Source organism: Mesorhizobium sp. M0808, from assembly GCF_040320025.1.
Lineage (GTDB): Bacteria > Pseudomonadota > Alphaproteobacteria > Rhizobiales > Rhizobiaceae > Mesorhizobium.
Window position 1 is genome coordinate 437,663 of record NZ_JAMYOX010000002.1, and the last position, 25,682, is coordinate 463,344.

Genomic DNA, 25,682 nt, shown 5'->3' on the forward strand with positions numbered 1-25,682 from the left:
AAGCCGGAAAAATTCGGCGAGGAAAAAATGACAGAAGAAAACAAGAAAAAGCCGAATCCGATCGACATCCACGTCGGAAGCCGCATCCGGCTTCGCCGCAATATGCTGGGAATGAGCCAGGAAAAACTGGGTGAAAACCTCGGCATAACGTTCCAGCAGATCCAAAAGTACGAAAAGGGCACCAATCGCGTCGGCGCCAGCCGTTTGCAGGCAATCGCCTCCATACTCGGCGTCCCCGTCGCCTTCTTTTTCGAGGATGCGCCCGGTCAGGAGCCCGTGGGCAGCCGTGGATTTGCCGAGGATGCTTCGATGACCTCCGCCGTCGAATTCTGCGGCAGCCCGGAAGGCCTCCAGCTGAATCGCGCCTTCGTCAAGATCGCCGACGTGAAAGTGCGCCGCAAGATCATCGAGCTGGTGAAGTCGCTTTCCACCGACGAAGTCGATTGATGGCCCGTGAAGAGTTCAACAAGGAAGGGGTCGTCGTAGCTGGGCATGCAATTTCTCGCGGCTGCGCGCATTGAGGGATGTTCATTCCGCAGATGCGCTAAAGCGCAGATCGATTTCGCTCGACACGCTTCCTCGAAGTCGTTTTCCTCAGTCTGTTGGTGCAAGGGCTGATCGCAGTGCGCCCTGCCGCCGTCTCGGGATACAAAGATAATAACGTCAAAATTCATGCCAGAACGGCTGCATGGCTTGACGAGCGACGCCCGGCACCGTTAACAACTGGCGCGCCAAAATCGGCGGCCTGCCGATATTTTTTTCAAGAGGGGACACCCGTGACGCGGCACAATTACTTCTTCACCTCGGAATCCGTTGCCGAGGGCCATCCCGACAAGGTCTGCGACCGCATCTCCGACGAGATTGTCGATCTCGTCTATCGCGAAGCCAGAAAGACCGGCATGGACCCGTGGAAGGTCCGCGTTGCCTGCGAGACGCTTGCGACGACCAATCGCGTTGTCATCGCCGGCGAGGTGCGCGTCCCCGAGACGCTGCTCAAGAAGGACAAGGAGGGCAACGTCCTGAAGGATGCGGCCGGCCATCCGATTGTCAACCCGGCCAAGTTCAAGTCGGTCGCTCGCAAGGCGATCCGCGAAATCGGCTACGAGCAGGCCGGCTTCCACTGGAAGACAGCCAAGATCGAGGTCCTGCTGCACGGCCAGTCGCCGGATATCGGCCAAGGCGTCGACAACGCCTCCGACCGGCAAGGCGAGGAGGGAGCCGGCGACCAGGGCATCATGTTTGGCTATGCCTGCCGCGAAACCCCGGACCTGATGCCGGCGCCGATCTATTACAGCCACAAGATCCTCGAATTGCTGGCGGCTGCGCGCCATGAAGGCAGCGGTGATGCCGGCAGGCTCGGGCCGGATGCCAAGAGCCAGGTCACCGTCCGCTATGTCGACGGCAAAGCGGCGGAAGTGACGCAGATCGTGCTGTCGACCCAGCATCTCGATGAGACGTGGGATTCGAAGAAGGTGCGCAACGTCGTCGAGCCCTATATTCGCGAAGCACTGGGCGACCTGAAGATTGCCGACAATTGCAACTGGTACATCAATCCGACCGGCAAGTTCGTCATCGGCGGGCCTGATGGCGACGCCGGCCTGACCGGCCGCAAGATCATCGTCGACACTTATGGTGGGGCTGCGCCTCATGGCGGCGGCGCTTTTTCTGGCAAGGACACCACCAAGGTCGACCGCTCGGCGGCCTATGCGGCGCGTTATCTCGCCAAGAACGTGGTTGCCGCAAAGCTCGCCGATCGCTGCACCATCCAGCTTTCCTATGCGATCGGTGTCGCCCAGCCGCTGTCGATCTACGTCGACCTGCACGGCACCGGCAAGGTTGACGAGGCAAAACTCGAGCGTGCACTGCGCGCCGTGATGGACCTGTCGCCTTCCGGCATCCGCCGCCACCTCGATCTCAACAAGCCGATCTATGCCAAGACGTCGTCCTACGGCCATTTTGGCCGCAAGGCCGGCCGCGACGGATCCTTCTCCTGGGAGAAGACCGATCTCGCCAAGGCGCTCAAGGACGCTCTCGCCGAACCGGTCGCCGAAGCAGTCGCCGCCTAACCGCGGCGCCTGTGGATCCGAAGGACCGGCCAAGCCGTGCGACCGAGGCCTTTTTCGGTCGCCGGCGCGGCAAGACCATTCGACCACAACAGGCAGCGGCGCTGGAGAGCGGCTTCGCCGCCTACAGGCTCGATCTGACGGTTGAACCGCCGGCCGACTTGCGCAGCCTTTTCGAAGCCGAAGTTTCGGCTGTCCAGCTCGAAATCGGTTTTGGCGGCGGCGAACATCTTCTGCACCGTGCTACGGCCAGCCAGGCGACCGGCTTTATCGGCGTCGAGCCTTTCGTCAACGGCATGGCCAAGATGATGATGGCGGTCCGGGAGCGGCCGCTTGCCAATCTGCGCGTCTATGACGACGACGCCACACGTCTGCTGGACTGGCTGCCGCAGGCTTCGCTTGACGGCATTGACCTTCTCTATCCGGATCCGTGGCCGAAGAAGAAGCACTGGAAGCGGCGCTTGGTCAGCCCGGTCAATCTCGACCGCTTCGCGCGCGTCCTGAGGCACGGCGGAAAGTTCCACTTTGCGTCCGATATCGACAGCTATGTGAACTGGACGCTCCTGCATTGCCGGGCGCACGACGCCTTCACGTGGCAGGCAAGCGAAGCAGCCGACTGGCACCGGCCCTATGATGGCTGGCCGGGGACGCGCTATGAGGCCAAGGCCATTCGCGAAGGCCGACGGCCCGCCTATCTCACCTTCGTGCGCAAATAAGCGGGAAATTAGAGCTGAGCACAAGGCGAGCGGGCCGAAGGCTCTCGGCGCTCACTTGGCTCAGAAGCGACGGATCTTGTCGAAGGCTGCCGGCTCCATGCCGAGATTGCGCAGATCATGCGCACGCGGCTTGCGACCGCTTTCCACAGCCCGCGACGCGGCTACGGCACTGCCGAACACGCTAAAGACATCGCCTATGGCTGAAAAAAATCCACGATTGTTCATGATGGTACCCTTTCGAGCGCAGTGAGCGCTCCAATTGTGCAATGCAACATAGATAGTCGTGCGTGGCCGGTGCTCAAAGGGGGATCACGGCATGGGCGCCATGCATTTGGCGCAGCGCTGCGGACTCGGAGCCCTGCCGTCATGCAGGACGGGCTTGAAATGAGGACCACGATCGTCTATATCGGCTTCAAATTCTTGGTCGGTATGACGAAGAGTGGGTCCACCCGGTCCCGCTCTTTTTTATTACCTGCCGACCAACAGAAATCGAGTGACAGGACCGAATGACAGTGACGGCAAGCGAAGGCGACGACCGCATCATCCGCGAAAGCGGCATCGATGCGCGCATCGCGCTGATCGTTCAGCCGGTACTGCGCGCCATTGGCTTCCGCTTGGTACGTGTGCACCTGTCGGGCCAGAACGGGCTGACGCTGCAGATCATGGCCGAGCGCGAGGACGGCACCATGACGGTCGAGGATTGTGAAGAGGTCAGCCGGGCGGTGTCGCCGGCGCTCGATGTCGATGATCCGATCGAGAAGGCTTATCATCTCGAAGTGTCGTCGCCGGGCATCGACCGGCCGCTGGTCCGCAAATCGGACTTTGCAGCCTGGACCGGCCATCTGGTGAAGATGGAAACGTCGGTTCTCGTCGCCGACCGTAAGCGCTTCAAGGGCAAGATCGCCGAAAGCGACGCGGACGGTGTGCTGATCGAGCGTGACAAGGCCGCTTACGGCGAGGAGCCGACGGTACATGTTCCCTACGATGCGATTGCCGAAGCGCGGCTGATTCTGACCGACGACCTTATCCGCGATGCGCTGTCGAAGGACAATCGGGCGCGCAAGGAAGCCAGGAAACGCCGCGGCGAACCCGAAGACGCACCAGAGGGTGCGGAAGACGAAACCGAACAGGAAATGTGATTGGGCTGCCGGCCGTAAAGGTCGGCAATAAGCTCGGGAGAAAGAAGATGGTTGTAAGCGCCAACAGGCTTGAACTGCTGCAGATCGCCGATGCGGTCGCGCGTGAAAAGTCGATCGACAAGTCGATCGTCATCGCCGCCATGGCCGATGCGATCCAGAAGGCCGCGCGCTCGCGCTACGGCCAGGAAACCAATATCCGCGCCGACATCAATGCCAACACCGGCGAGATGAAGCTGCAGCGGCTGATGGAAGTGGTCGAGAAGGTCGATGACTACGCGACGCAGATTGCCATTTCCTCGGCGCGCGAGCGCAATCCGGACGCCCAGCTCGGCGATTTCATTGCCGAACAGCTACCGCCGATGGATTTTGGCCGCATCGCCGCCCAGTCCGCCAAGCAGGTCATCGTGCAGAAGGTGCGCGAGGCCGAGCGCGACCGGCAATATGACGAATACAAGGACCGTATCGGCGAGATCGTCAACGGTACCGTCAAGCGCGTCGAATACGGCAACGTCATCGTCGATCTCGGCCGCGGCGAAGCGATCATCCGCCGCGACGAGCTGATTCCGCGCGAAAACTACAAGTATGGCGATCGCGTCCGTGCCTATGTCTATGACGTGCGCCGCGAACAGCGCGGCCCGCAGATCTTCCTGTCGCGCACCCATCCGCAGTTCATGGCGAAGCTGTTCACCATGGAAGTGCCGGAAATCTACGACGGCATCATCGAGATCAAGTCGGTCGCCCGCGATCCGGGTTCGCGCGCCAAGATCGCTGTCATCTCGCGCGACAGCTCCATCGATCCGGTCGGTGCCTGCGTCGGTATGCGCGGCAGCCGCGTCCAGGCGGTCGTCGGTGAATTGCAGGGCGAGAAGATCGACATCATTCCTTGGTCGCCTTCGGCGGCGTCCTTCATTGTCAATGCATTGCAGCCGGCGGAAGTCGCCAAGGTCGTGCTCGACGAGGATGCCGAGCGCATCGAGGTCGTCGTTCCCGACGATCAGCTGTCGCTGGCCATCGGCCGCCGCGGCCAGAACGTCCGTCTTGCCTCGCAGCTCACCGGCTGGGATATCGACATCCTGACCGAGCAGGAAGAGAGCGAACGCCGCCAGAAGGAATTCGTCGAACGGTCGTCGCTGTTCATGGAAGCCCTCGACGTCGACGAGATGGTCGGCCAGGTGCTCGCTTCCGAAGGCTTCACCAGCGTCGAGGAGGTCGCGTATGTCGATTCCGGCGAAATCGCGTCGATCGACGGCTTCGACGAGGACACGGCTTCGGAAATCCAGACCCGCGCCCGCGAATATCTGGAGAAGATCGAAGCCGAGCATGACGAGAAGCGCAAGGCGCTCGGCGTCAAGGACGAGCTGCGCGAGATTCCCGGCATCACCACCGCCATGATGGTGACGCTCGGCGAGGACGGCGTGAAGACGATCGAGGATTTCGCCGGCTACGCCGCCGACGACCTGACCGGTTGGAAGGAACGCAAGGACGGCGAGACGAAGGTATTCCCGGGTGTGCTCGCCAACCACGGCGTATCACGCGCCGATGCCGAGCAGATGGTCCTGGCCGCTCGCCTGAAGGCTGGCTGGATCACCGAAGACGAGCTTGCCGCCGAGGGCGTGCCGGTTGACGAAACCGTCGGTGCGTGAGGTGAAACCGCATCGCACCGAACCCGCCCTTGGACGAGATGAACGATCGCACCTGCATCGTCACCCGCAGGCAAGCCGAAACGGATGAACTGATCCGTTTCGTCGTCGGCCCGGATTCGGCCGTCGTTCCGGACATCAAGAGAAACCTGCCCGGCCGCGGTTGCTGGGTGACGGCCGACCGCCTACATATAGAAAAGGCAGCGGCCAAAAACCTGTTTGCCCGTGCTTTTAAGGCGCAGGTGAGCGTGCCGGCCGATCTTGGCGGCATGGTCGACGCGCTGCTTTCCAGGTCCGCTCTGGGCATGCTTGGCCTGGCCCGCAAGGCGGGCGCCATAGCACTCGGAGCGACCAAGGTCGAGAGCGCCGTGCGCGGCGGACTTGCACTTTTCGTGCTCCACGCGACCGAGGCTTCCGACGATGGCGTCCGCAAGATAAGCCAGGCGCGACGGGCAACCGTCCACCTCGGCGGGCCTGCGATCCGCGCTTACAAACTTTTCTCCGAGGCCGAGTTGAGCTTGGCATTGGGGGGTACAAATGTGATACATGCTGCCGTTCTCGCGGGAGACGCGGGCAGGGCGGTCCAGAAGCGCATGGTTGCGCTCGACCGATATCGGGGCGGTTCCCCGGACGATCTGGCAATGCTTGCGGCCGTTGCTGACGAAGATGATGCCGCAGAGGATATGGAATGAGCGATACGAAATCGGGCGACGACAAGACGCTGAGTGTTACGCCGAAGAAGACCTTGACGCTGAAGCGCCCCGGTATGGAACAGGGCACGGTGCGCCAGAACTTCTCGCACGGCCGCACCAAGTCGGTGGTCGTCGAGACCAAGAAGCGCAAGTTCTCGCTGCCCGGCGACAAGCCGGAGCCGGCGGCAGCGCCTGTGTCCGTCTTCACGCCGAAGCCGGTCGCGGCAGCGCCCGCCGTGCAGGAAGCTCCCAAGGCGCCTCCCCCTCCGCCGCCGGTCGAACGCGGCGGCATGGTGCTGAACGAGTTGTCGCGCCAGGAAATGGAAGCACGCCGCCGGGCTCTCGAGGGCTCGAAGGTCCGCGATGTCGAGGATCGCCAGCGCGCCATCGAGGAAGCCAAGCGCCGCAGCGAGGACGAAGAGCGCCGCCGCCGCGAGCGCGAGGAATCGGCTCGCCGTCAGGCCGAGGAAGAGGCACGGCTGCAAGCCGAGGCCGAATCCCGCCGCCGTGCCGAGGAAGAGGCGCGCCGCCGTGCGCCGCTCGCCGCCGAACTGGCAACAGTCGATGACGAGGAAGAGGTCAAACCGAAGCGGACCGGTGCCGGCGCACCAGTGCGCCGTCTGGTCACACCGGAAGTGGCGCGTCCGGCCAAACCGACCAAGGGCGAGGAAGACCGCCGCCGCGGCAAGCTGACGCTGAATTCGGCGCTTTCCGAAGAGGATGCGCGCGCCCGCTCGCTCTCGTCGATGCGCCGCCGTCAGGAGAAATTCAAGCGCGCGTTGCATAACGAGCCACGCGAGAAAGTCATGCGTGAAGTGATCCTGCCCGAAACCATCACCATCCAGGAGCTGGCGCAGCGCATGTCCGAGCGCGCTGTCGACGTGGTCAAGTTCTTCATGAAGCAGGGCCAGATCCTGAAGCCTGGTGACGTCATCGACGCCGACACGGCCGAACTCGTCGCCACCGAATTTGGCCACACGGTCCGCCGCGTCGCCGAGTCCGACATCGAAGAGGGCTTGTTCAACATCGCCGATCGTCCCGAGGACCTGCAGCCGCGTCCGCCGGTGGTAACGATCATGGGCCATGTCGATCACGGCAAGACCTCGTTGCTCGATGCCATCCGCAATGCCAACGTCGTCTCCGGCGAGGCCGGCGGCATTACCCAGCATATCGGCGCCTATCAGGTCGAGAAGAACGGTCACAAGGTTACCTTCATCGACACGCCCGGCCACGCCGCCTTCACGGCGATGCGTGCCCGCGGTGCCCAGGCGACCGATATCGCCATCCTCGTGGTGGCAGCTGACGACAGCGTCATGCCGCAGACGATCGAATCGATCAATCACGCCAAGGCGGCCGGCGTTCCGATCATTGTGGCGATCAACAAGATCGACAAGCATGACGCCGACCCGCAGAAGGTGCGTTCGGAACTGCTGCGCCACGAGGTGTTCGTCGAATCCATGGGCGGTGAGGTGCTGGATGTCGAGGTGTCGGCGACCAAGGGCATCAATCTCGACAAGTTGCTCGAAGCGATCCTGCTGCAGGCCGAAATCCTCGACCTGAAGGCCAATCCGGACCGCACCGCCGAAGGCGTGGTCATCGAAGCCCAGCTCGACAAGGGCCGCGGCCCAGTCGCTACCGTGCTGGTGCAGACCGGCACGTTGATGCCGGGCGACATTCTCGTCGCCGGCAACGAATGGGGCCGGGTACGCGCGCTCGTCAATGATCGCGGCGAGCAGGTCAAGGAAGCGCCGCCGGCAATGCCGGTGGAGGTGCTCGGCCTGCAAGGCACGCCGCAGGCCGGCGACCGCTTCGCCGTGGTCAACAACGAGGCCCGCGCCCGCGAGATCACCGAATATCGCCAGCGTCTGGCGCGTGAGAAGGCGGTGGCCAGGCATGCCGGCCAGCGCGGCTCGCTTGAACAGATGATGTCGCAGTTGCAGACCAGCGGATTGAAGGAATTCCCGCTGGTCATCAAGGGCGACGTGCAGGGCTCGATCGAGGCGATCAACGCCGCGCTCGACAATCTCGGCACCGACGAGGTGCGTGCGCGCATCGTCCATGCGGGGGCTGGCGGCATTACCGAAAGCGACGTGTCGCTGGCGGAAACTTCGGGGGCTGCGATCATCGGCTTCAACGTTCGCGCCAATGCGCAGGCCCGCGCAGCCGCGGCTGCGGCCGGCATCGAGATCCGCTACTATTCGATCATCTACAATCTGGTCGATGATGTGAAAGCGGCGCTCTCCGGCCTGCTCTCGCCGGAGCGTCGCGAGACCTTCATCGGCAATGCCGAGATCCTCGAGATCTTCGACATCACCAAGGTCGGCAAGATCGCCGGCTGCCGTGTCACCGAAGGCAAGGTCGAGCGTGGTGCGGGCGTGCGCCTGATCCGCGACAACGTCGTCATCCACGAAGGCACGCTGAAGACCCTGAAGCGCTTCAAGGACGAGGTTTCGGAAGTTCCGGGCGGCCAGGAATGCGGCATGGCCTTCCAGAACTACGAGGACATGCGCGTCGGTGACGTCATCGAGTGCTTCCGCGTCGAGATGGTGACCAGGACGCTATAAAGCGCTTGGCACCGATATGGGCCAGGACGTTCCAAATTTGGAAGGTATGTTCCCTCTATGGGAGTATACCTTCCAGACAAATGATACGCAGCTTAAACGTGCTGCGCGTTCGTTTTCCGATCTGAGGTATGGTCGATCCAGGCGTTGGATTCTTACAGGGCTTGCTTGGCTGATTTTGATAGCCGCAATTCTTTTGATTATCTGGACATCTGCGTTGGCCGTCGCTCTGCTGGAGTACCTTGCAAAGGGCGTGGTTTCCAGTCAGACAATTTACGTTCTGGCCCCAATTGCTATGGGGACAATATATATAATAATAGCTCGTAGTTTTTTGGTTCCTTTAAAAAGGAAGGCAAATAATAAGAAGCTTGGCAATATCGCTGAATCGGTTAAGATTTTCGACGGGTATATTATCCAGTTTTTGGACGAGAGCTCGATAAAGAATCGAAAGATAGAACGGATGCATCTCAGCAACGATTATTTATTCTTCGTTATTGACGACGGCACCCGTTTCGTTTTTGTCCCGAGAGATGTCGTTACCGCCGATGCGCTTGCGAAAATAATAATCTGGGTAGCTGACGCTCGGTCATAGAATGAGGACCAATTAACGCAGGTTCCCAAGGGTAGCCAAGCCAGTTCAACAGCGCTAAGTGGGCGGCTTGAGGCGGTTCGAACCCGCGCGAAGGAAGAATTTTTATGCCTAGACCATCAACGGCTGGCCCATCCCAGCGCATGCTGCGTGTCGGCGAGCAGGTGCGCCATGCGCTGTCCGAGACCTTGCAGCGCGGCGAGATCCTCGATCCGCTGATCGAGAACACGGTGGTTTCGGTCTCGGAAGTGCGCATGGCGCCCGATCTCAAGATCGCCACCGCCTTCGTTTCGCCGCTCGGCGCCAAGGATGCCGGGGCGGTGATCGAGGCGCTCAACAAGCATGCGAAGTTCGTGCGCGGCCGCGTCTCCGGCGCGCTGCGCCAGATGAAGTACATGCCGGAATTCCGCTTCCGGCTCGACACCAGCTACGACAATTTCCAGAAGATAAACGAGTTGCTGCACTCGCCCGAAGTGGCGCGCGATCTCGACCCCGACGACAAAGACAAAGACGACAGGAAGGACAGCGAATAGTGGCGCGTCGCGGCAAGAAGAAGGGCCGGCCGATCTCGGGCTGGCTGGTGCTGGACAAGCCGGTCGGCATGGGCTCGACTGAAGCCGTCTCCAAGATCAAATGGCTGTTCCAGGCGGAAAAGGCCGGCCATGCCGGCACGCTCGACCCGCTGGCGTCCGGCATGCTGCCGATCGCGCTCGGCGAAGCGACCAAGACCGTGCCATACGTCCAGGACGGCGCCAAGGTCTACCGCTTCACGGTTGCCTGGGGCGAGGAGCGCTCGACCGACGACCTGGAAGGCCCGGCGACCAAAAGCTCGGACCGCCGTCCGGCGGAAGCCGACGTACGGGCGCTGCTTTCGAAATATACCGGCGTCATCATGCAGACGCCGCCGCAATTTTCGGCGATCAAGATCGCCGGCGAGCGCGCCTACGACCTTGCCCGCGATGGCGAGACGATCGACATTCCGCCACGCGAGGTTGAGATCGGCCGGCTCGACCTGGTCGAGCACATGGCAGATCGCACCATCTTCGAGGTCGAATGCGGCAAGGGCACCTATGTCCGCTCGCTGGCGCGCGACGTGGGGCGCGACCTTGGCTGCTTCGGTCACATCGCCGAGCTGCGGCGGGTCGAGGTCGAGCCGTTCACGCAGGAAGATTTCGTCACCTTGGCCGAGCTGGAAGCCGCCCGCTTCGGCGAACAGAGCGAGGAAGGTTCGCAAACAGCGGACGCGCCGATCGACTTCGGTGCCATCGATGCACTTCTGGTCGACACCGCCGCGGCGCTCGAATGCTTGCCGCAGGTTGCGATCAGCGACGATGCGGCAACCAAAATCCGCCTCGGCAATCCGGTCATCATTCGCGGCCGTGACGCGCCGGTAGAAGCTGAGGAGGCCTGCGCCACCGCGCGCGGCAAGCTGGTCGCCATCGGCGCCATCGAGCAAGGCATGTTCAAGCCAAAGCGGGTCTTTGTCGGGTAACAGCTGTCTCTCGGCGCATGATCTCCAACCGGATTCTATTTTGCGAAAGGATCATGCGCTAAATCAACAGGGCGACGGCGTCGTTTGCCGTCCGAAGGGATGCGCGGCACCGACGCTGCATTCGAGGGGGCACATGGCAAAGGCTGAGACGGGCAGGAAGCGGGCGGTGCTCAACACACGGCGGCCGCCCGTCGGGGCTTCGCCCGGCACGCTGATCGCCGACCCGGCGGCACGCCGTTCCGAGCTCAGGCTGACATTGATCTCGCCCGAAAAGTTCAAGACCATCGACAATGCCAGCATCGACGACGTCAACACCCATTGCCACAATTGGCCGGTTATCTGGCTCGATTGCACAGGCCTCGCCAACATCCAGCTGATCGAGGAGATCGGCCGGATCTTCAACCTGCATCCGTTGGCGCTGGAAGATGTCGTCAACACCGGCCAGCGGCCGAAGGTGGATTTCTTCGAGGACCATGCCTTTGTCGTCGTCAGGATGATCGACGATGTCACCGCGCATCGCTACGAACAGATCGCCGTCTTCTTCGGCAGGAACTTCGTCGTCACCTTCCAGGAGCGCGAAGGCGACCCGTTCGATCCCGTGCGCAAGCGGATCGCAAGCTCGGTGCCCAACCGCTTGCGCTCGCGCGGCGCCGACTATCTCGCCTATGCTTTGATCGACGCCATCGTCGACAGCTATTTCCCGCCGATCGAGGCTGCCGGCGAATTGGTCGACAGCATTGAGGACCAGATGCTGAACCAGGCGCACAAGCATCAGATGCGGCAGCTTCACGAATTGCGGCGCGATGCCAATGTGCTGAAGGGCGTGCTTTGGCCGATGCGCGACGCGCTGGCGACCATGATCCGCAACGACGTCTCTTATGTGAAGGCCGAAACCAAGATATTTCTGAACGACACGCTCGATCATTCGCTGCGATTGATCGAACTGGTCGAAACCCAGCGCGACATGCTGACCGGCCTGATCGAGATGCACTTGTCGCTCAGCCAGGCGCGCACCAACGACGTCATCAGCTATCTGACGATCGTCTCGGTGATCTTCATGCCGCTTACCTTTCTCGTCGGCGTATGGGGCATGAATTTCGACCCCGACACCTCGCCCTGGAACATGCCGGAGCTGAAAGCCTATTACGGCTATCCCCTGTCGCTCGTCTTCATGGCGCTTGTTGCGGTCGGGCTCTTTGCGTACTTCAAATGGAAGAAATGGCTCTGACTAGGCGGAAGTGCCCGTTTATGCAGCAAAAAGCCGGCTTGTGAATTAGGCTGGCCTTTTTGTCGGAATTGCACTATATGCGCCGCAGCCTCGCGCTTTGACGCGTTGCTTGCACCGGCCCCTGCTGGACGACATCCCGGCTGAGGGCGTCCCGTTTCCTCAAACAGACAAGGAAAAACACGATGTCGATTACTGCCGAACGCAAGAAGGAATTGATGGGCGAATTCGCAACCGCCAAGGGCGATACCGGGTCTCCGGAAGTCCAGGTGGCCATCCTTTCGGAGCGCATCAAGAACCTGACCGACCATTTCAAGGATCACAAGAAGGATAACCATTCCCGCCGTGGTCTGCTCGCTCTCGTTTCCCAGCGCCGCAGCCTGCTTGATTATCTCAAGCGCAAGGACGACGCGCGCTATCAGACGCTGATCGAGAAGCTCGGTCTGCGCCGTTGACGAATTGACCGGCGGGTTCTTTCGAGAGCCCGCCGGTCGCGCATTGGAGCATCGGGTCATCCAAGGCTCCATGAAGGAAGTAGGAAGGAAGTAGAGCGCCGCGCATCGGTTTGGATGCGCAAAGGACGCTCTGAAGTTTAGATTTGCGCAGGATATTTTCCGAAAACCTGGTTTTCGGGTTCACGCGCAAGGCCACTCGGATCGATTGGCCAACCCGGTTTCGAAACAGCAGAGGGCCGCTCGAAACCGCCCATGGACGGTCATGGGGCAGGATTGCAGGACGCTCGTGCGGCACCGCGCCGAATAAGCCGAGCCTCCCGTTGTCTTGCCCGTGGCTGCCCGAGAAAGGAAGCCAAGGGAAAGGGGCATCCGCGCACGCTGAAACGGCGCGGCCCTTTCCGCATACGAAGGACAAGACATGTTCAATTACCACAAAGTGGAAATCGAATGGGGCGGCCGCCCGCTCATTCTCGAAACCGGCAAGATCGCGCGTCAGGCTGATGGCGCGGTGCTGGCCACCTACGGCGAAACCAAGGTTCTCGCCACCGTCGTCTCGATGAAAGAGCCGAAACCCGGCCTCGATTTCTTCCCGCTGACGGTCAACTACCAGGAAAAGACTTACGCCGCCGGCAAGATCCCGGGTGGTTATTTCAAGCGTGAAGGCCGTCCGAGCGAGAAGGAAACGCTGGTTTCCCGCCTGATCGACCGCCCGATCCGCCCGCTCTTCGCCGAAGGCTACAAGAACGACACCCAGATCGTCGTCACCGTCGTCCAGCACGATCTCGAAAATGACCCGGACATCCTGTCGATCGTCGCCACCTCCGCGGCCCTGACCTTGTCCGGCGTGCCGTTCATGGGCCCGGTTGGCGGCGCCCGCGTCGGCTACATCAACGGCGAATATGTGCTCAACCCGCATGTCGACGAGATGCAGGAATCGAAGCTCGACCTGGTCGTCGCCGGCACCGCCGACGCCGTGCTGATGGTCGAGTCCGAAGCCAAGGAACTCGGCGAGGACCTTATGCTTGGCGCCGTCATGTTCGGCCACAGGGGCTTCCAGCCGGTGATCGACGCGATCATCAAGCTGGCTGAAGTCGCGGCCAAGGACCCGCGCGACTTCACCGCGCCGGACTATTCCGCACTTGAAGCCGAGATGCTCAAGATCGTCGAAGGCGAGCTTCGCGACGCCTACAAGATCACCGACAAGCAGAAGCGCTATGCCGCCGTCGACGCCGTCAAGGCGAAGGTCAAGGCCGCGTTCGCGCCGGCAGAAGGCGAAGAGGCCAAATACACGTCCGAACAGATCGGCACCGTGTTCAAGGAGCTCCAGGCCAAGGTCGTGCGCTGGAACATTCTCGACACCGGCTCGCGCATCGACGGCCGCGACCTGAAGACGGTCCGCAAGATCGTCTCGGAAGTCGGCGTCCTGCCGCGCACGCACGGCTCGGCGCTGTTCACTCGCGGCGAGACCCAGGCACTGGTTGTCGCCACGCTCGGCACCGGCGAGGACGAGCAGTATGTCGATTCGTTGACCGGCATGTACAAGGAGAAGTTCCTCCTGCACTACAACTTCCCTCCCTATTCGGTCGGTGAAACCGGCCGCATGGGTTCGCCGGGCCGCCGCGAAATCGGCCATGGCAAGCTCGCCTGGCGCGCCATCCGGCCGATGCTTCCGACCGCCGACCAGTTCCCCTATACGTTGCGCGTCGTTTCGGAGATCACCGAGTCCAACGGCTCGTCGTCAATGGCTACCGTCTGCGGCACCTCGCTGGCTCTGATGGATGCCGGCGTGCCGCTTGCCAAGCCGGTCGCCGGCATTGCGATGGGCCTGATCAAGGAAGGCGAGCGCTTCGCCGTGCTCTCCGACATCCTTGGCGACGAGGACCACCTCGGCGACATGGACTTCAAGGTTGCCGGCACCGCCTACGGCATCACCTCGCTGCAGATGGACATCAAGATCGGGGGCATCACCGAGGAGATCATGAAGATCGCCCTCGACCAGGCCAAGGATGGCCGTCAGCACATTCTCGGCGAAATGGCCCACGCGCTGTCCGGCGCACGTGCCGAGCTCGGCGAGTTCGCGCCGCGCATCGAGGTCATGCACATCCCGACGGACAAGATCCGCGACGTGATCGGCTCGGGCGGCAAGGTCATCCGCGAGATCGTCGAAAAGACCGGCGCCAAGATCAACATCGAGGACGACGGCACCGTCAAGATCGCCTCGGCCAATGCCAAGGAGATCGAGGCGGCGAAGAAGTGGATACACACCATCGTCGCCGAGCCGGAAGTCGGTGAAATCTACGAGGGCACGGTCGTCAAGACCGCCGACTTCGGCGCTTTCGTCAATTTCTTCGGTCCGCGTGACGGCCTCGTCCACATCTCGCAACTCGCCAATGACCGCGTCGCCAAGACCTCCGATGTGGTCAAGGAAGGCGACAAGGTCTGGGTCAAGCTGATGGGCTTCGACGAGCGCGGCAAGGTCCGCCTGTCGATGAAGGTCGTCGACCAGGCCACCGGCAAGGAAATCGTGCGCGACAAGAAGAGCGAAGGCGAAGAAAACGCCGCCTAAGCTGATCTAACTATGCAATCGAAGCGGGCGCGCCGGAAGGTCGCGCCCGTTTGCGTTTCAACAACAGCCTTGCAGTTCAAGAGTGGTGAATGTCCGCCGAGCCGCTGAAAACGCTTTTCCATCCGTTCGAGGCCGGTGCTGTTTCCCTGCCACGAAAGGATGAACGCATACTCTTTCTCGGTGCCGAGCCCGGCTTTCGCTTGCCGGAAGGGTTTGATGCCAAGCTTCATCTTGTCCAAGGCTTCAGGCCGCACTTTCGCGCCTTGCAGGCGTCCGGCTTCGCGGTCACGCCGCAGGTCGAAGGCGAGGCTTTCGACGCGGCATTTGTGCTCGCTGGCCGCCATCGCGGCCAAAACGAGTTGCGCGTTGCCGAAGCGGTCGAGCGCGCAGCACCAGACGGGTTGATCGTCGTCGCCGGCAGCAAGGACGATGGAATCGCCAGCCTGCGCAAGCATGTCGGCGCCCTTGTGCCGCTCGAAGGCCACCTGCCGAAGCATCACGGCATTGCCTTCTGGTTTCGCCGGCTGGCCGATACCGTTGCCGCGGCAACGCTTCGCACCGCCAATCCGGACTTGGTGGTCGAGGACCGCTTCCGCACGGCCCCAGGCATGTTTTCCTTCGACAAGATCGATGCCGGATCGAAGCTGCTGGTCGAAAATCTGCCCAACGATCTGCGTGGCAGCGTTGCGGATTTCTGTGCCGGTTGGGGCTATGTCGCCGCCGAAGTCGCCGCCCGCTCACCCGGCATATCGGCGCTTGACCTTTACGAAGCGGATTTCGAGGCGCTGGAGGCGGCCAAGGCCAATGTCGGCAACACAGGCGTGGAGCCACGTTTCTTCTGGATAGATCTTTTGAGCGAACCGGTCGAGCGCCGCTACGACGTGGTCGTCATGAACCCGCCCTTTCACCGCAGCCGGGCGACTGAGCCGGAAATCGGTGCCGGCATGATCCGCGCGGCAGGCAAGGCGCTGAAGCCCGGCGGCCGGCTGTTCATGGTGGCAAACCGTCAGCTTCCCTACGAACCGGTGCTGGCGGCCGCCTTCTCCAGCCATGCGGAGCTCGCCCGCGACGGCATGTTCAAGGTCTTATCGGCGCGACGCTGAAATCCTGCGGGGCAAGCCGGCGATACGTCGCTCGCGCTATTCCCGCCCGCCGTCGGTCTGCTTCAATTCGTCAAGCGTCGGCATGGAAACGATGTGATAGCCGGAATCGACATAGTGGATTTCGCCGGTGACGCCGGAGGACAGGTCGGACAGCAAATAGAGCGCGGAGCCGCCGACTTCGTCGATCGTCACTGTACGGCGTAGCGGCGAGTTGCGCTGCTGGTAGGAGAACATGTGGCGTGCGTCGGAAATCCCGGCGCCCGCAAGCGTCCGTACCGGTCCCGCCGATATGCCGTTCACCCTGATGCCGCGCGGGCCGTAGTCGTTGGCGAGATAGCGGACGCTGGCCTCCAGCCCCGCCTTGGCGACACCCATAACGTTGTAGTTCGGCATGACACGGACCGAACCGGCATAGGTCAGCGTGATCATCGAACCGCTATCCTTCATCAATGTGGCGGCGTGACGGGCGATCTCGGTGAAGGAGTAGCAGGAGATCACCATTGTGCGGATGAAGTTGTCGCGGCTCGTGTCGGCGTAGAGGCCTTTCAGCTCGTTCTTGTCGGAAAAGCCGATGGCATGGACGACGAAATCCAGCCCGCCCCACGCCTTCCCCAAAGTCTCGAAAGTCGCGGCGACCGACACGCTGTCCTCGACGTCGCAAGGCACCACCAGGGATGCGCCCAATTTCTCGGCGAGCGGCTTGACCCGGCGCCCGAAGGCCTCGCCCTGATAGGTGAAGGCGAGGTCCGCGCCATGTTCGGACAGTTTGCGGGCGATACCCCAGGCGATCGAATGATCGTTGGCAACACCCATGACAAGCCCGCGCTTGCCCTTCATCAATCCGTCCATGGTCGGCAAATCCTTATGCGGAATAGCGCTGGAAAATCAGCGTTGCGTTGGTGCCACCGAAACCGAACGAATTGGACAAAACGGTGTCGATCCTTGCATCGTCGATGCGCTTGCGCACGATCGGCATGCCCTCGAATTCCGGATCGAGGTTCTCAATGTGGGCGCTCTCGCCGATGAAGCCGCCTTGCATCATCAGGATCGAGTAGATCGATTCCTGCACGCCGGCGGCGCCCAGAGAATGGCCGGTTAGCGATTTGGTCGACGCGATGAAAGGCATCTTCTCGCCGAACACCTCGCGGATGGCGCCCATTTCCTTGGAGTCGCCGACCGGCGTCGAGGTGCCGTGCGTATTGATGTAGTCGACCGGCGAGGACACCGTTGCGAGCGCCTGCTTCATGCAGCGCGCCGCGCCTTCGCCCGACGGCGCCACCATGTCGTAGCCGTCCGATGTCGCGCCATAGCCGACGATCTCGGCATAGATCTTGGCGCCGCGTGCCTTGGCATGCTCGAGCTCTTCAAGAATCAGCACGCCGGCGCCGCCGGCAATGACGAAACCGTCGCGATCGACGTCGTAGGCGCGTGAGGCGACCGATGCTCTGTCGTTGAACTTGGACGACATGGCGCCCATGGCATCGAAGAGATCCGACATCGTCCAGTCGAGATCCTCATGGCCGCCGGCGAAGACGATGTCCTGCTTGCCCCACTGGATCAGCTCGTAGCCATTGCCGATGCAATGCGCAGACGTCGAGCAGGCTGATGAGATCGAATAGTTGACGCCGTGGATCTTGAACCAGGTGGCAAGCGTCGCCGACGCGGTCGACGACATCGCTTTTGGCACCGCGAACGGTCCGATCCGCTTGGGGCTGCCGTTTTTGATCGTGGTCTCGGCCGCCTCGACGATTGCACGGGTCGACGGTCCGCCGGAGCCCATCACGATGCCGGTGCGCTCGTTGGTGATGTCGGCCTCGTCGAGGCCGGCGTCTGCGATCGCCTGGTCCATTGCGACATGGTTCCAGGCAGCACCCTGCGACAGGAAGCGCATGGCGCGACGGTCGATCATGCCCGATGGGTCCAGCGTCGGCGCACCCCACACCCGGCAACGGAAGCCATGCTCGGCGAAAGAGTCGGAGAAGCTGATGCCGGACCTGGCATCGTGCAGCGAGGTCTGCACCTCGTTGGCATTGTTGCCTATCGACGACACGATGCCGAGACCTGTGACTACGACCCGTCTCATTCGCAACTCCTTCCAGCGCGGACCCCGAACCTGAAATCAATTTCCGGAATGGAACCATGCGCAAAATTAAAAGTGCTACAGCGTTCATCAGACGTCCAAGACGTCGTACTGTAGGGTCTTCGTTCAGACGGCGGCCGATTGCTTGGACAGACCGACCTTCAGATCCGTTGCCGCGTATATGGGCTCGCCATCTGCCTTCAGCCAGCCATCGGCGATGCCAAGCACAAGCCGACCGCGCATCACTCGCTTGAAGTCGACGCCATACTCCACCTTCTTGACCGAAGGCGTGACCATGCCTTTGAACCTCACCTCACCGGTCGACAGCGCCATCCCCTTGCCGGGTTCACCGAGCCATCCGAGATAGAACCCCGTCAACTGCCACATGGCGTCCAGGCCTAGGCATCCTGGCATGATCGGATTACCGATGAAATGGCAGGCGAAAAACCACAAATCCGGCTTGATATCGAATTCCGCGCGGATGAAACCCTTGTCGAACGCACCGCCGGTCTCGCTGATCTCGGTGATGCGGTCGAACATCAGCATCGGCGGATAGGGCAGCTGCGCATTTCCCGGTCCGAACAGCTCGCCGCGGGCGCAGGCAAGCAATTCCTCGTAACCGTAGCTGGATTTCGAACCCGCCATCAATCTCGTCCCCGTGATCGTCCCGGGCGATAGGCGCCCTTGTCGGTGGTTTCCTAACACAATCTGTTTCAGGCCGGAAACCGGCGCTTGCGCTTAACCTGCCCGTCTGCCCGGGTCAATGCGCGCTATTGATCGCATTCGGTCGACAGAATATATGTCAGGACACGTCCAGTTTCGGCAGATGCTCAATTTCTGCCATTTTGGACCTGTCTGAGGCGGAACTGTGAGCGCGACGGATAGATGGATCTGGGTTGCCGGAAGGATAATGTCGCTGTGGACAAGCGGGTTCGCGAGGCCGGTCTGAGGCCGACACGCCAGCGCATCGCGCTGGCAGATCTGCTTTTCGCCAAGGGCGACCGCCATCTTTCGGCCGAGGAACTGCACGAGGAGGCGCTTGCCGCCGGCGTGCCGGTGTCTCTGGCCACCGTCTACAATGCTCTGCACCAGTTTACCCAGGCCGGTCTTCTCCGCATCCTTGCCGTCGAGGGATCGAAGACTTATTTCGACACCAACACCTCCGATCACCATCATTTCTATATCGAGGGCGAAAACAGGATCTTCGATATCGACAGCGGCCCGGTGACGGTTTCCAACCTGCCGGAACCGCCGGAGGGCATGGAGATCGCCAATGTCGATATCGTGGTGAGACTGCGTCCGAAACGCTGCGACTGACCGGCGCCTTATGAAATTCCTGGATTTGACGCTCCGGCTCGAATGGGTCGCCGTCGCGGTGGCGGCTCTTGTCTTCTATGCAATCGCCGGTGTTTCCTGGTGGCTGTTTGCCGTGCTCATTCTGGCGCCCGACCTGTCGATGCTGGGTTACATGGCCGGGCCGCGCGTCGGGGCCGTCGCCTACAACGCCTTGCACATACTGATCTTGCCCGTTCTGCTGGCGCTTGTCGGCAGCGTCTTTGACAATGCAATGGCGATAGCTGTCGCGCTGATCTGGATCGCCCACATCGCCATCGACCGCGCTCTGGGCTATGGTTTGAAGCTGTCAAGCAGTTTCCAGGATACCCATCTCGGCCGCATCGGCCGCTAAACCATCCCCGAACCGAAGATCAGCGAAACAAATGCCGGATCCGGTGCTTGCAGCGCTGGCCCGACCTCCGGTTCGGAAAAGTCAGTTCTTGACCTTTTCGCCGGGATAGGCACCCCAGACCAGCGACTGCGCGAGCCAGCCGGTATGGCCGTCGAAGGTCATTTCGCACCACTGGCCATCGCAGGACTTGATCGTGCCCATTACCCCCGGTTCGAGGATCGCGATGACGCCTGCATCTTTTGCCGGGTCGTCAAGGAGGTTGACGCGAGCGTCCTTGCCGCGCTGCCAGGGGGCGACGATCGCCGTGCGACGGCCCGAAAGCAGCGACTGATTGATCCAGCCTTCCGAGCCGTCGGCATCACGCACACGGCGCCACGTATCGAACTCCTGGATGATCTCCATCGGCAGGCCTGGCTTCATATACATCCAGTCGACGGAATAATTGACGCCCGGCCCAACGCGCGAGTTGACGCGGCCGGATTTCAGGCTGACGAAGCGCGGCAGCGGCAAGCCGCTTGGTCCGAGCGTGACGCTCTGGGCGGGTGCGGCGGCACTTTGCGCCATCACCAGTGGGCTATGGATGAGAGCGCCGAGGAATGCTGCACTGAGGGTCAGGCGGAGCGACGCGAAACCAGACACTTTCGTTCCTTTCGGCGCCCGCCAATCGGCCTTCGCGCCCATTTTTCTTTGTCTTCGGCGGAACCGCTTGTTACATGGATGACCGGTACCGCGATCGGCTCTCAGTTTCGCCGTTCTTGGTTAAAGAGGTCTCAACGAGATCGGGTTCGAGGAAACAATGGCAGGCAAAAAGAAGCCCCTCGTCGTCATCACGCGCAAGTTGCCCGACCTAGTCGAGACCCGCATGCGCGAGTTGTTCGACGCCCGCTTGAATGTGGAGGACAGGCCGATGACGCAGCCGGAACTGGTGGCGGCGGTCAAGGAGGCCGACGTGCTGGTGCCGACTGTGACCGACAATATCGACGCGGCGCTGATTGCCCAGGCCGGCGACAACCTCAAGCTGATCGCCAACTTCGGCAATGGCGTCGACAAGATCGACGTTGCGGCAGCGGCCAAGAAAGGCATCACCGTCACCAACACGCCGAACGTGCTGACCGAAGATACGGCCGACATGACCATGGCGCTGCTGCTGGCCGTACCGCGACGGCTGGCCGAAGGCGCCAACGTGCTGACCGGCGACAAGAAATGGGCGGGATGGTCGCCGACCTGGATGCTCGGCCGTCGCATCTGGGGCAAACGGCTCGGCATTGTCGGCATGGGTCGCATCGGCACTGCCGTCGCCAGGCGCGCCAAGGCGTTTGGCCTCTCGATCCACTACCACAACCGCCACCGCGTGCTGCCGGCAATCGAGGACGAGTTGGAAGCCACGTATTGGGAAAGCCTCGACCAGATGCTTGCCCGTATGGACATTATCTCGGTCAATTGCCCATCGACACCGGCAACTTTCCATCTGCTTTCGGCACGGCGGCTGGCGCTTCTGCAACCGTCCGCTTACATAGTCAACACCGCGCGCGGAGATATCATCGATGAGGAATCGCTGATCAAGCTCATCCATGACGGCAAGATCGCCGGCGCCGGCCTCGACGTCTACGAGCACGAGCCGGCGCTGAACAGCAAGCTGCTGAAGCTTGCCCACAAAGGCAAGGTCGTGCTGTTGCCGCATATGGGTTCGGCGACGCTCGAAGGCCGTATCGACATGGGCGAGAAGGTGATCATCAATATCCGCGCCTTCTTCGATGGTCATCGCCCGCCCGACCGCGTGCTGCCGTTGAGGGCGTGACCTGCCGTCACGCCGGCACGGTCTTGCCGCGGCAACCGCGCGTTCGTCGTTGGATAGCTTTGGCTTACGAAAACGCCTTGCGCATGGTGATTGAGGTCGGCCGGTCGTAGCCCTTGTGCGCTGTCCGTTCGGTTTCACGAAAACCGAGGCGGGCAAAGGCTGCGTGATTTCCGGTCAGCTCGATCCGGGTCTGGAGCTCGATGGCGGTCCTGTTGTGGCTGCGGGCAAGATCTTCGACGGCCTGCATCAGCTGTTTTCCAATGCCTTGTCCCTGAAGAACCGGCTCGACCGCGAGCTTTCCAACATAGAGCTCGTCTGCGCGCTTCAGGATGAAGACGCAACCGACGATCTCGTTTTCCTTCAGCGCCAGGAATGCTGTCTCCTCCAGCGCTCTAGCCCTGAGATTTTCAACGGTGAGCCGATGCGCCGAGGACGGCGGGTCAATAACCCCGTCCATAAAGGCGAAGGCCCGCATGACCAGCGCCAGCACCTCGTCCCAACAGTCGAAATCGGCCGCAAGCTGCACGATGGAAACGTCGGCAGGCAGGCTCACGGGCTGGTTCGCTTGTAGCGGATCGTGTCGAAGCGTGCCGCCAGCGCATCGTAGAGCAGCAGTCGTCCGACCAGCGGCTCGCCAATCCCGGTGATCAGCTTGATCGCTTCCATGGCTTGCAGCGTGCCGATGACCCCGGTCAGCGCGCCGACAATGCCGGCCACCGCGCAGGATGGCACCAGTCCCGGCGGCGGCGCCTCGGGAAAGAGATCGCGGTAGCTTGGGTTCAACTTGCCGTCCGGGCCGGTTTCGAATGGCTTCAGTACGGTGACCGAGCCGTCGAAGCGGCCAACGGCGGCATGCACGAGCGGCCGGCTTTCCGCGGCGCAGGCGTCGGCCACCGCGTAGCGTGTCTCGAAATTGTCGGAGCCGTCAACGACGATGTCATAACGGGCAATGAGGGTAGGGGCGTTGTCCAGGGTCAGCCTGAAATTGTGCTCTTCCACGACGACGTTTGGATTGATGCGGATGATCGCCGCTCTGGCGCTGTCGGTTTTCGCCACCCCGACATCGCCCGTGGCGTGGATCACTTGTCGTTGCAGGTTGGAAAGCGAAACGATGTCGTCGTCGACGATACCGAGAGTGCCAATCCCTGCGGCGGCGAGATATTCGAGCACCGGCGCTCCCAATCCGCCGGCGCCAATGACGAGCACCCGCGCCCGCTTCAGCCGCTGCTGGCCCGCGCCGCCGATCTCGGGCAGCACGATGTGGCGGGCGTAGCGTTCGAGCTCTTCATCGGTGAGGGCGGCTGTGATCATCGCCGGACCATATAACGGAGGAAAAAACTTGTCAGGCGTCAATGCATGCAGCTCAGAAATGCGCCATGGACGAAATTCAAATGGTCGGCCTGACCGTGCCGTGATCGACGGTCAGGAATTGCGCGCGTCCCTTGAGGCTGTCAAACAACGCGGCATCGGTCCCGGTCATGAAGGCCTGGCAGTTTAGTTCCTCCAGGATCGAGAACAAGGCCGCCCGTCGACCGCCGTCGAGATGGGCGGCGATCTCGTCGAGCAGCAGGATCGGTGTCATGCCCGACATCTCGCCGGTTAGCCGCGCATGCGACAAGACAATGCCGACCAGCAGCGCCTTCTGCTCGCCGGTCGAACAGAGCTCGGCCGGCATCGCCTTGGGCCGGTGGCGCACCACGAGGTCGGAACGGTGCGGGCCGTCGAGCGTGCGTCCGGCGGTGCGGTCGCGGTCGCGCCCCTGGGCAAGCGCACGACGGAACCGTTCCTCTACGTCGACGGCCGGCAAAATACCGAGTTCGCCTTCCAGTTCGCCAGAGATGCCGATGTCGGCTTGCGGAAACGGTCCGTCGCCGGGCAGCCGGTCGATCATGGCGGCGAGCAGGCGCACCAGTTCGGCACGCGCCGCGGCAATTGCCACGCCGGTCTCGGCCATTTGCATCTCGATCGCATCGAACCAGGCACCGTCGCGTGAACCGTCGGCGAGCAGTCTGTTGCGGCCGCGCATTGCCTTTTCGTAGTCAAGCGCGCGCTGGCCGTGGCCAGGATCGATCGCCAGCACCAGCCGGTCTAGGAAGCGCCGGCGGTCGGCAGCCGGCCCGGGGAACAGGCCGTCCATGGCCGGTGTCAGCCAGACCACGCGCAGCCATTCCAGCATGTCTTCGGCTGAGCGTGCCGTCGCGCCGTTGATCCGCACCCGCCGGCCGGCTTCGCCGTCGCTGCCCGATATTCCGGTACCGATCTCGACCTGGCCTTCCGGCCCGTCAAGCCGGGCATGCAGCGCAAAGCCACCGTCGCCGCCTTCGCGCGCCACCTCGGAATAGGGTGCGCGGCGCAGGCCGCGGCCCGGCGTGAGCAGCGAGATCGCTTCAAGCAGATTGGTCTTGCCGGCGCCATTGTCGCCGGAGAAAACCACAGCACCGGGATCAAGGTCGATTGCCAACGCCGCATAGTTGCGGAAATTCGTAAGTGTGAGCTTACTTATGTACGTCTGCTGCGGTTTTGCAGATCTGGTCACGACAGCAAGATGGCCCCGTTCGGGCCCTACACCCGCATCGGCATCAGCACGTAGAGCGCGGTCTCGTCGGCCATGTCGTGGATCAGCGTCGGGGAACCGGCATCCGCCAGCATGAACTTCGCCTCCGTGCCGGTCAGTTGCGCGGCAACGTCGAGCAGGTATTTGGCGTTGAAGCCGATTTCGATCGGATCGGACGAATAGTCGGCCGCCAGTTCCTCGGTGGCACTGCCCGAATCCGGGTTGTTGACCGCAAGCGTGACCTGCCCTTCGGCGATCGAAAGCTTCACCGCCCGGCCGCGTTCGGACGAAATGGTCGAAACGCGATCGACGGCAGCGGCGAAACTCTGGCGATCGATAATCAGCTTCTTGTCGTTGCCGGTCGGAATGACGCGCTGGTAGTCCGGGAAAGTGCCGTCGATCAGCTTGGAGGTCAAGATAACGCTGCCGATGGTGAAACGGATCTTGGTGTCGGACAACTCGGTGGTGACTGCAACATCGGGATCGTCGACCAGCTTTTGCAGCTCGCTGACCGTCTTTCGCGGGATTATGACGCCAGGCATGCCCTCAGAGCCTGCCGGCGCATCGATCTCGGCGCGCGCCAGCCGGTGGCCGTCGGTCGCGACAGAGCGCAGCTTCAGCTTGCCGCCGGCCTCGTGCGTGTGCAGATAAATGCCGTTCAGATAATAGCGCGTCTCCTCGGTCGAGATGGCGAACTGGGTCTTTTCAATGAGGCCCTTTAGTCCGACGGAATCGAGCCGGAAAATATGCGAGAACGACCCGGCTGAAAGCTCGGGAAAGTCGGACTGCGGCAGGCATTGCAGGCGGAAGCTCGAGCGCCCCGACGTCACCGTCATGGCGTTGCCGTCTTCGTCGGTCTTCAGCGCCACCTCCGCGCCGTCGGCAAGCTTGCGCACGATGTCGTAGAGCAGATGTGCCGGGACCGTCGTCGCCCCGCCACGTTCGACCTTTGCCGGCGTTGCTTCGGTCACCTCCAGGTCGAGGTCGGTCGCCTTCATTTCAAGGCTGGCCCCCTCGGCGCTGAGCAGCACGTTCGACAGGATCGGAATGGTATTGCGCCGCTCGACCACGCGGTGAACATGGTTGAGCGACTTCAGGAGATTTGACCGTTCCAGGATAACACGCATGACGAAACAGGCTCGCTTGAATGAATGAACGGGTCTCCGGCAAGCGGCGCCCCGCGAAAGGTCTGAACAGGCTCAGAATCTGCGTAAACTGACAGGAAAAACCCGGCAAACGCAAGCCCGCGCCACCGGTTCGGACCGGCTGCACGGGCTTTCTGGGGATAAAAAGGCCGGAGTCCGCGAGCCGGCGTTTTTCGG

26 protein-coding genes are annotated in these 25,682 nt (G+C 62.0%); 17 read left to right on the forward strand and 9 right to left on the reverse strand.

The features are described from left to right. The first annotated feature begins 27 nt into the window (after positions 1–27). The 3 genes from NKI25_RS05100 to trmB all read left to right on the forward strand — a co-directional run bounded on the left by NKI25_RS05100 (position 28) and on the right by trmB (position 2,779). Positions 28–447 carry a helix-turn-helix domain-containing protein gene (locus NKI25_RS05100; protein WP_352589050.1) on the forward strand — a complete coding sequence of 140 codons (420 nt, stop codon included), beginning with the start codon at positions 28–30 and terminating at the stop codon, positions 445–447. Between the two features lie 329 nt (positions 448–776). Next, positions 777–2,066 carry a methionine adenosyltransferase gene (metK, locus tag NKI25_RS05105; RefSeq protein ID WP_023676896.1) on the forward strand — a complete coding sequence of 430 codons (1,290 nt, stop codon included), beginning with the start codon at positions 777–779 and terminating at the stop codon, positions 2,064–2,066. 11 nt (positions 2,067–2,077) lie between these two features. Beyond that, entirely contained in the window at positions 2,078–2,779 is a 702-nt protein-coding gene (gene trmB / locus NKI25_RS05110; RefSeq protein ID WP_352589053.1) for a tRNA (guanine(46)-N(7))-methyltransferase TrmB, read from the forward strand. Positions 2,780–2,839: 60 nt separating this feature from the next. On the opposite strand, the gene NKI25_RS05115 is transcribed toward trmB, so the two are convergent. Continuing rightward, positions 2,840–3,004 (reverse strand): hypothetical protein, encoded by a 165-nt coding sequence (locus NKI25_RS05115; protein ID WP_352448601.1) that lies wholly within the window; start codon positions 3,002–3,004, stop codon positions 2,840–2,842. A gap of 281 nt (positions 3,005–3,285) precedes the next feature. Between NKI25_RS05115 and rimP the strand changes: the two genes are divergently transcribed. From rimP to NKI25_RS05170, 11 genes are all read left to right on the forward strand, one after another. After that, positions 3,286–3,918, forward strand: coding sequence for a ribosome maturation factor RimP (gene rimP / locus NKI25_RS05120; RefSeq protein ID WP_352589057.1), 633 nt, complete (start codon positions 3,286–3,288; stop codon positions 3,916–3,918). Positions 3,919–3,965: 47 nt separating this feature from the next. Next, a complete protein-coding gene (gene nusA / locus NKI25_RS05125) occupies positions 3,966–5,561 on the forward strand; it encodes a transcription termination factor NusA (protein WP_352589060.1) in 1,596 nt (531 codons plus the stop codon). A 38-nt stretch (positions 5,562–5,599) separates the two neighbouring features. Beyond that, the gene (locus NKI25_RS05130) at positions 5,600–6,250 is read left to right on the forward strand and encodes an RNA-binding protein (protein ID WP_352589063.1); all 651 of its coding nucleotides are present in this window, start codon (positions 5,600–5,602) and stop codon (positions 6,248–6,250) included. Beyond that, positions 6,247–8,814 carry a translation initiation factor IF-2 gene (gene infB / locus NKI25_RS05135; RefSeq protein ID WP_352998220.1) on the forward strand — a complete coding sequence of 856 codons (2,568 nt, stop codon included), beginning with the start codon at positions 6,247–6,249 and terminating at the stop codon, positions 8,812–8,814. The genes NKI25_RS05130 and infB overlap by 4 nt, the downstream gene beginning before the upstream one ends. A 16-nt stretch (positions 8,815–8,830) precedes the next feature. Continuing rightward, positions 8,831–9,403, forward strand: a complete 573-nt coding sequence (locus tag NKI25_RS05140) for a hypothetical protein (RefSeq protein WP_352826891.1) — start codon at positions 8,831–8,833, stop codon at positions 9,401–9,403. A gap of 104 nt (positions 9,404–9,507) precedes the next feature. After that, positions 9,508–9,933 carry a 30S ribosome-binding factor RbfA gene (rbfA, locus tag NKI25_RS05145; RefSeq protein ID WP_352826893.1) on the forward strand — a complete coding sequence of 142 codons (426 nt, stop codon included), beginning with the start codon at positions 9,508–9,510 and terminating at the stop codon, positions 9,931–9,933. Next, the gene (gene truB, locus NKI25_RS05150; protein WP_352589075.1) at positions 9,933–10,892 is read left to right on the forward strand and encodes a tRNA pseudouridine(55) synthase TruB; all 960 of its coding nucleotides are present in this window, start codon (positions 9,933–9,935) and stop codon (positions 10,890–10,892) included. Before rbfA ends, truB begins: the two co-directional genes overlap by 1 nt. 133 nt (positions 10,893–11,025) lie before the next feature. Next, complete coding sequence (gene corA, locus NKI25_RS05155) at positions 11,026–12,120, forward strand: magnesium/cobalt transporter CorA (RefSeq protein ID WP_023676906.1); 1,095 nt, start codon at positions 11,026–11,028, stop codon at positions 12,118–12,120. A gap of 140 nt (positions 12,121–12,260) precedes the next feature. Continuing rightward, positions 12,261–12,572, forward strand: coding sequence for a 30S ribosomal protein S15 (rpsO, locus tag NKI25_RS05160; protein WP_280940423.1), 312 nt, complete (start codon positions 12,261–12,263; stop codon positions 12,570–12,572). A gap of 418 nt (positions 12,573–12,990) precedes the next feature. After that, positions 12,991–15,138: a polyribonucleotide nucleotidyltransferase gene (pnp, locus tag NKI25_RS05165; protein ID WP_352826894.1), complete on the forward strand. Its 2,148-nt coding sequence runs from the start codon at positions 12,991–12,993 to the stop codon at positions 15,136–15,138. Positions 15,139–15,227: 89 nt separating this feature from the next. Then, positions 15,228–16,241: a class I SAM-dependent methyltransferase gene (locus tag NKI25_RS05170; protein ID WP_352589081.1), complete on the forward strand. Its 1,014-nt coding sequence runs from the start codon at positions 15,228–15,230 to the stop codon at positions 16,239–16,241. Between the two features lie 36 nt (positions 16,242–16,277). Here the strand turns inward: NKI25_RS05170 and fabI are convergent, their stop codons facing one another. The 3 genes from fabI to fabA form a co-directional block, all read right to left on the reverse strand. Then, the gene (fabI, locus tag NKI25_RS05175) at positions 16,278–17,090 is read right to left on the reverse strand and encodes an enoyl-ACP reductase FabI (RefSeq protein ID WP_023676910.1); all 813 of its coding nucleotides are present in this window, start codon (positions 17,088–17,090) and stop codon (positions 16,278–16,280) included. Positions 17,091–17,103: 13 nt separating this feature from the next. Further along, entirely contained in the window at positions 17,104–18,324 is a 1,221-nt protein-coding gene (gene fabB / locus NKI25_RS05180; protein ID WP_352826895.1) for a beta-ketoacyl-ACP synthase I, read from the reverse strand. Positions 18,325–18,447: 123 nt separating this feature from the next. Continuing rightward, positions 18,448–18,966 (reverse strand): 3-hydroxyacyl-[acyl-carrier-protein] dehydratase FabA, encoded by a 519-nt coding sequence (gene fabA, locus NKI25_RS05185; protein ID WP_023676912.1) that lies wholly within the window; start codon positions 18,964–18,966, stop codon positions 18,448–18,450. Between the two features lie 240 nt (positions 18,967–19,206). Between fabA and irrA the strand changes: the two genes are divergently transcribed. Continuing rightward, positions 19,207–19,638 (forward strand): iron response transcriptional regulator IrrA, encoded by a 432-nt coding sequence (gene irrA / locus NKI25_RS05190; RefSeq protein ID WP_023676913.1) that lies wholly within the window; start codon positions 19,207–19,209, stop codon positions 19,636–19,638. A gap of 10 nt (positions 19,639–19,648) precedes the next feature. Beyond that, entirely contained in the window at positions 19,649–20,008 is a 360-nt protein-coding gene (locus tag NKI25_RS05195; protein ID WP_023676914.1) for a DUF4260 domain-containing protein, read from the forward strand. Between the two features lie 81 nt (positions 20,009–20,089). Here the strand turns inward: NKI25_RS05195 and NKI25_RS05200 are convergent, their stop codons facing one another. After that, the gene (locus tag NKI25_RS05200; RefSeq protein WP_023676915.1) at positions 20,090–20,647 is read right to left on the reverse strand and encodes an SH3 domain-containing protein; all 558 of its coding nucleotides are present in this window, start codon (positions 20,645–20,647) and stop codon (positions 20,090–20,092) included. Between the two features lie 157 nt (positions 20,648–20,804). On the opposite strand from NKI25_RS05200, the gene NKI25_RS05205 reads away from it, so the two are divergent. Beyond that, the gene (locus tag NKI25_RS05205) at positions 20,805–21,806 is read left to right on the forward strand and encodes a 2-hydroxyacid dehydrogenase (protein ID WP_352589090.1); all 1,002 of its coding nucleotides are present in this window, start codon (positions 20,805–20,807) and stop codon (positions 21,804–21,806) included. Between the two features lie 64 nt (positions 21,807–21,870). Here the strand turns inward: NKI25_RS05205 and NKI25_RS05210 are convergent, their stop codons facing one another. From NKI25_RS05210 to dnaN, 4 genes are all read right to left on the reverse strand, one after another. Then, entirely contained in the window at positions 21,871–22,359 is a 489-nt protein-coding gene (locus tag NKI25_RS05210; protein ID WP_352589093.1) for a GNAT family N-acetyltransferase, read from the reverse strand. Further along, entirely contained in the window at positions 22,356–23,117 is a 762-nt protein-coding gene (locus NKI25_RS05215) for a molybdopterin-synthase adenylyltransferase MoeB (RefSeq protein ID WP_352635752.1), read from the reverse strand. Before NKI25_RS05215 ends, NKI25_RS05210 begins: the two co-directional genes overlap by 4 nt. A 76-nt stretch (positions 23,118–23,193) precedes the next feature. Further along, a complete protein-coding gene (recF, locus tag NKI25_RS05220) occupies positions 23,194–24,342 on the reverse strand; it encodes a DNA replication/repair protein RecF (protein ID WP_352576939.1) in 1,149 nt (382 codons plus the stop codon). A 26-nt stretch (positions 24,343–24,368) separates the two neighbouring features. Then, positions 24,369–25,487 carry a DNA polymerase III subunit beta gene (dnaN, locus tag NKI25_RS05225; RefSeq protein WP_023676920.1) on the reverse strand — a complete coding sequence of 373 codons (1,119 nt, stop codon included), beginning with the start codon at positions 25,485–25,487 and terminating at the stop codon, positions 24,369–24,371. Positions 25,488–25,682 lie beyond the last annotated feature (195 nt).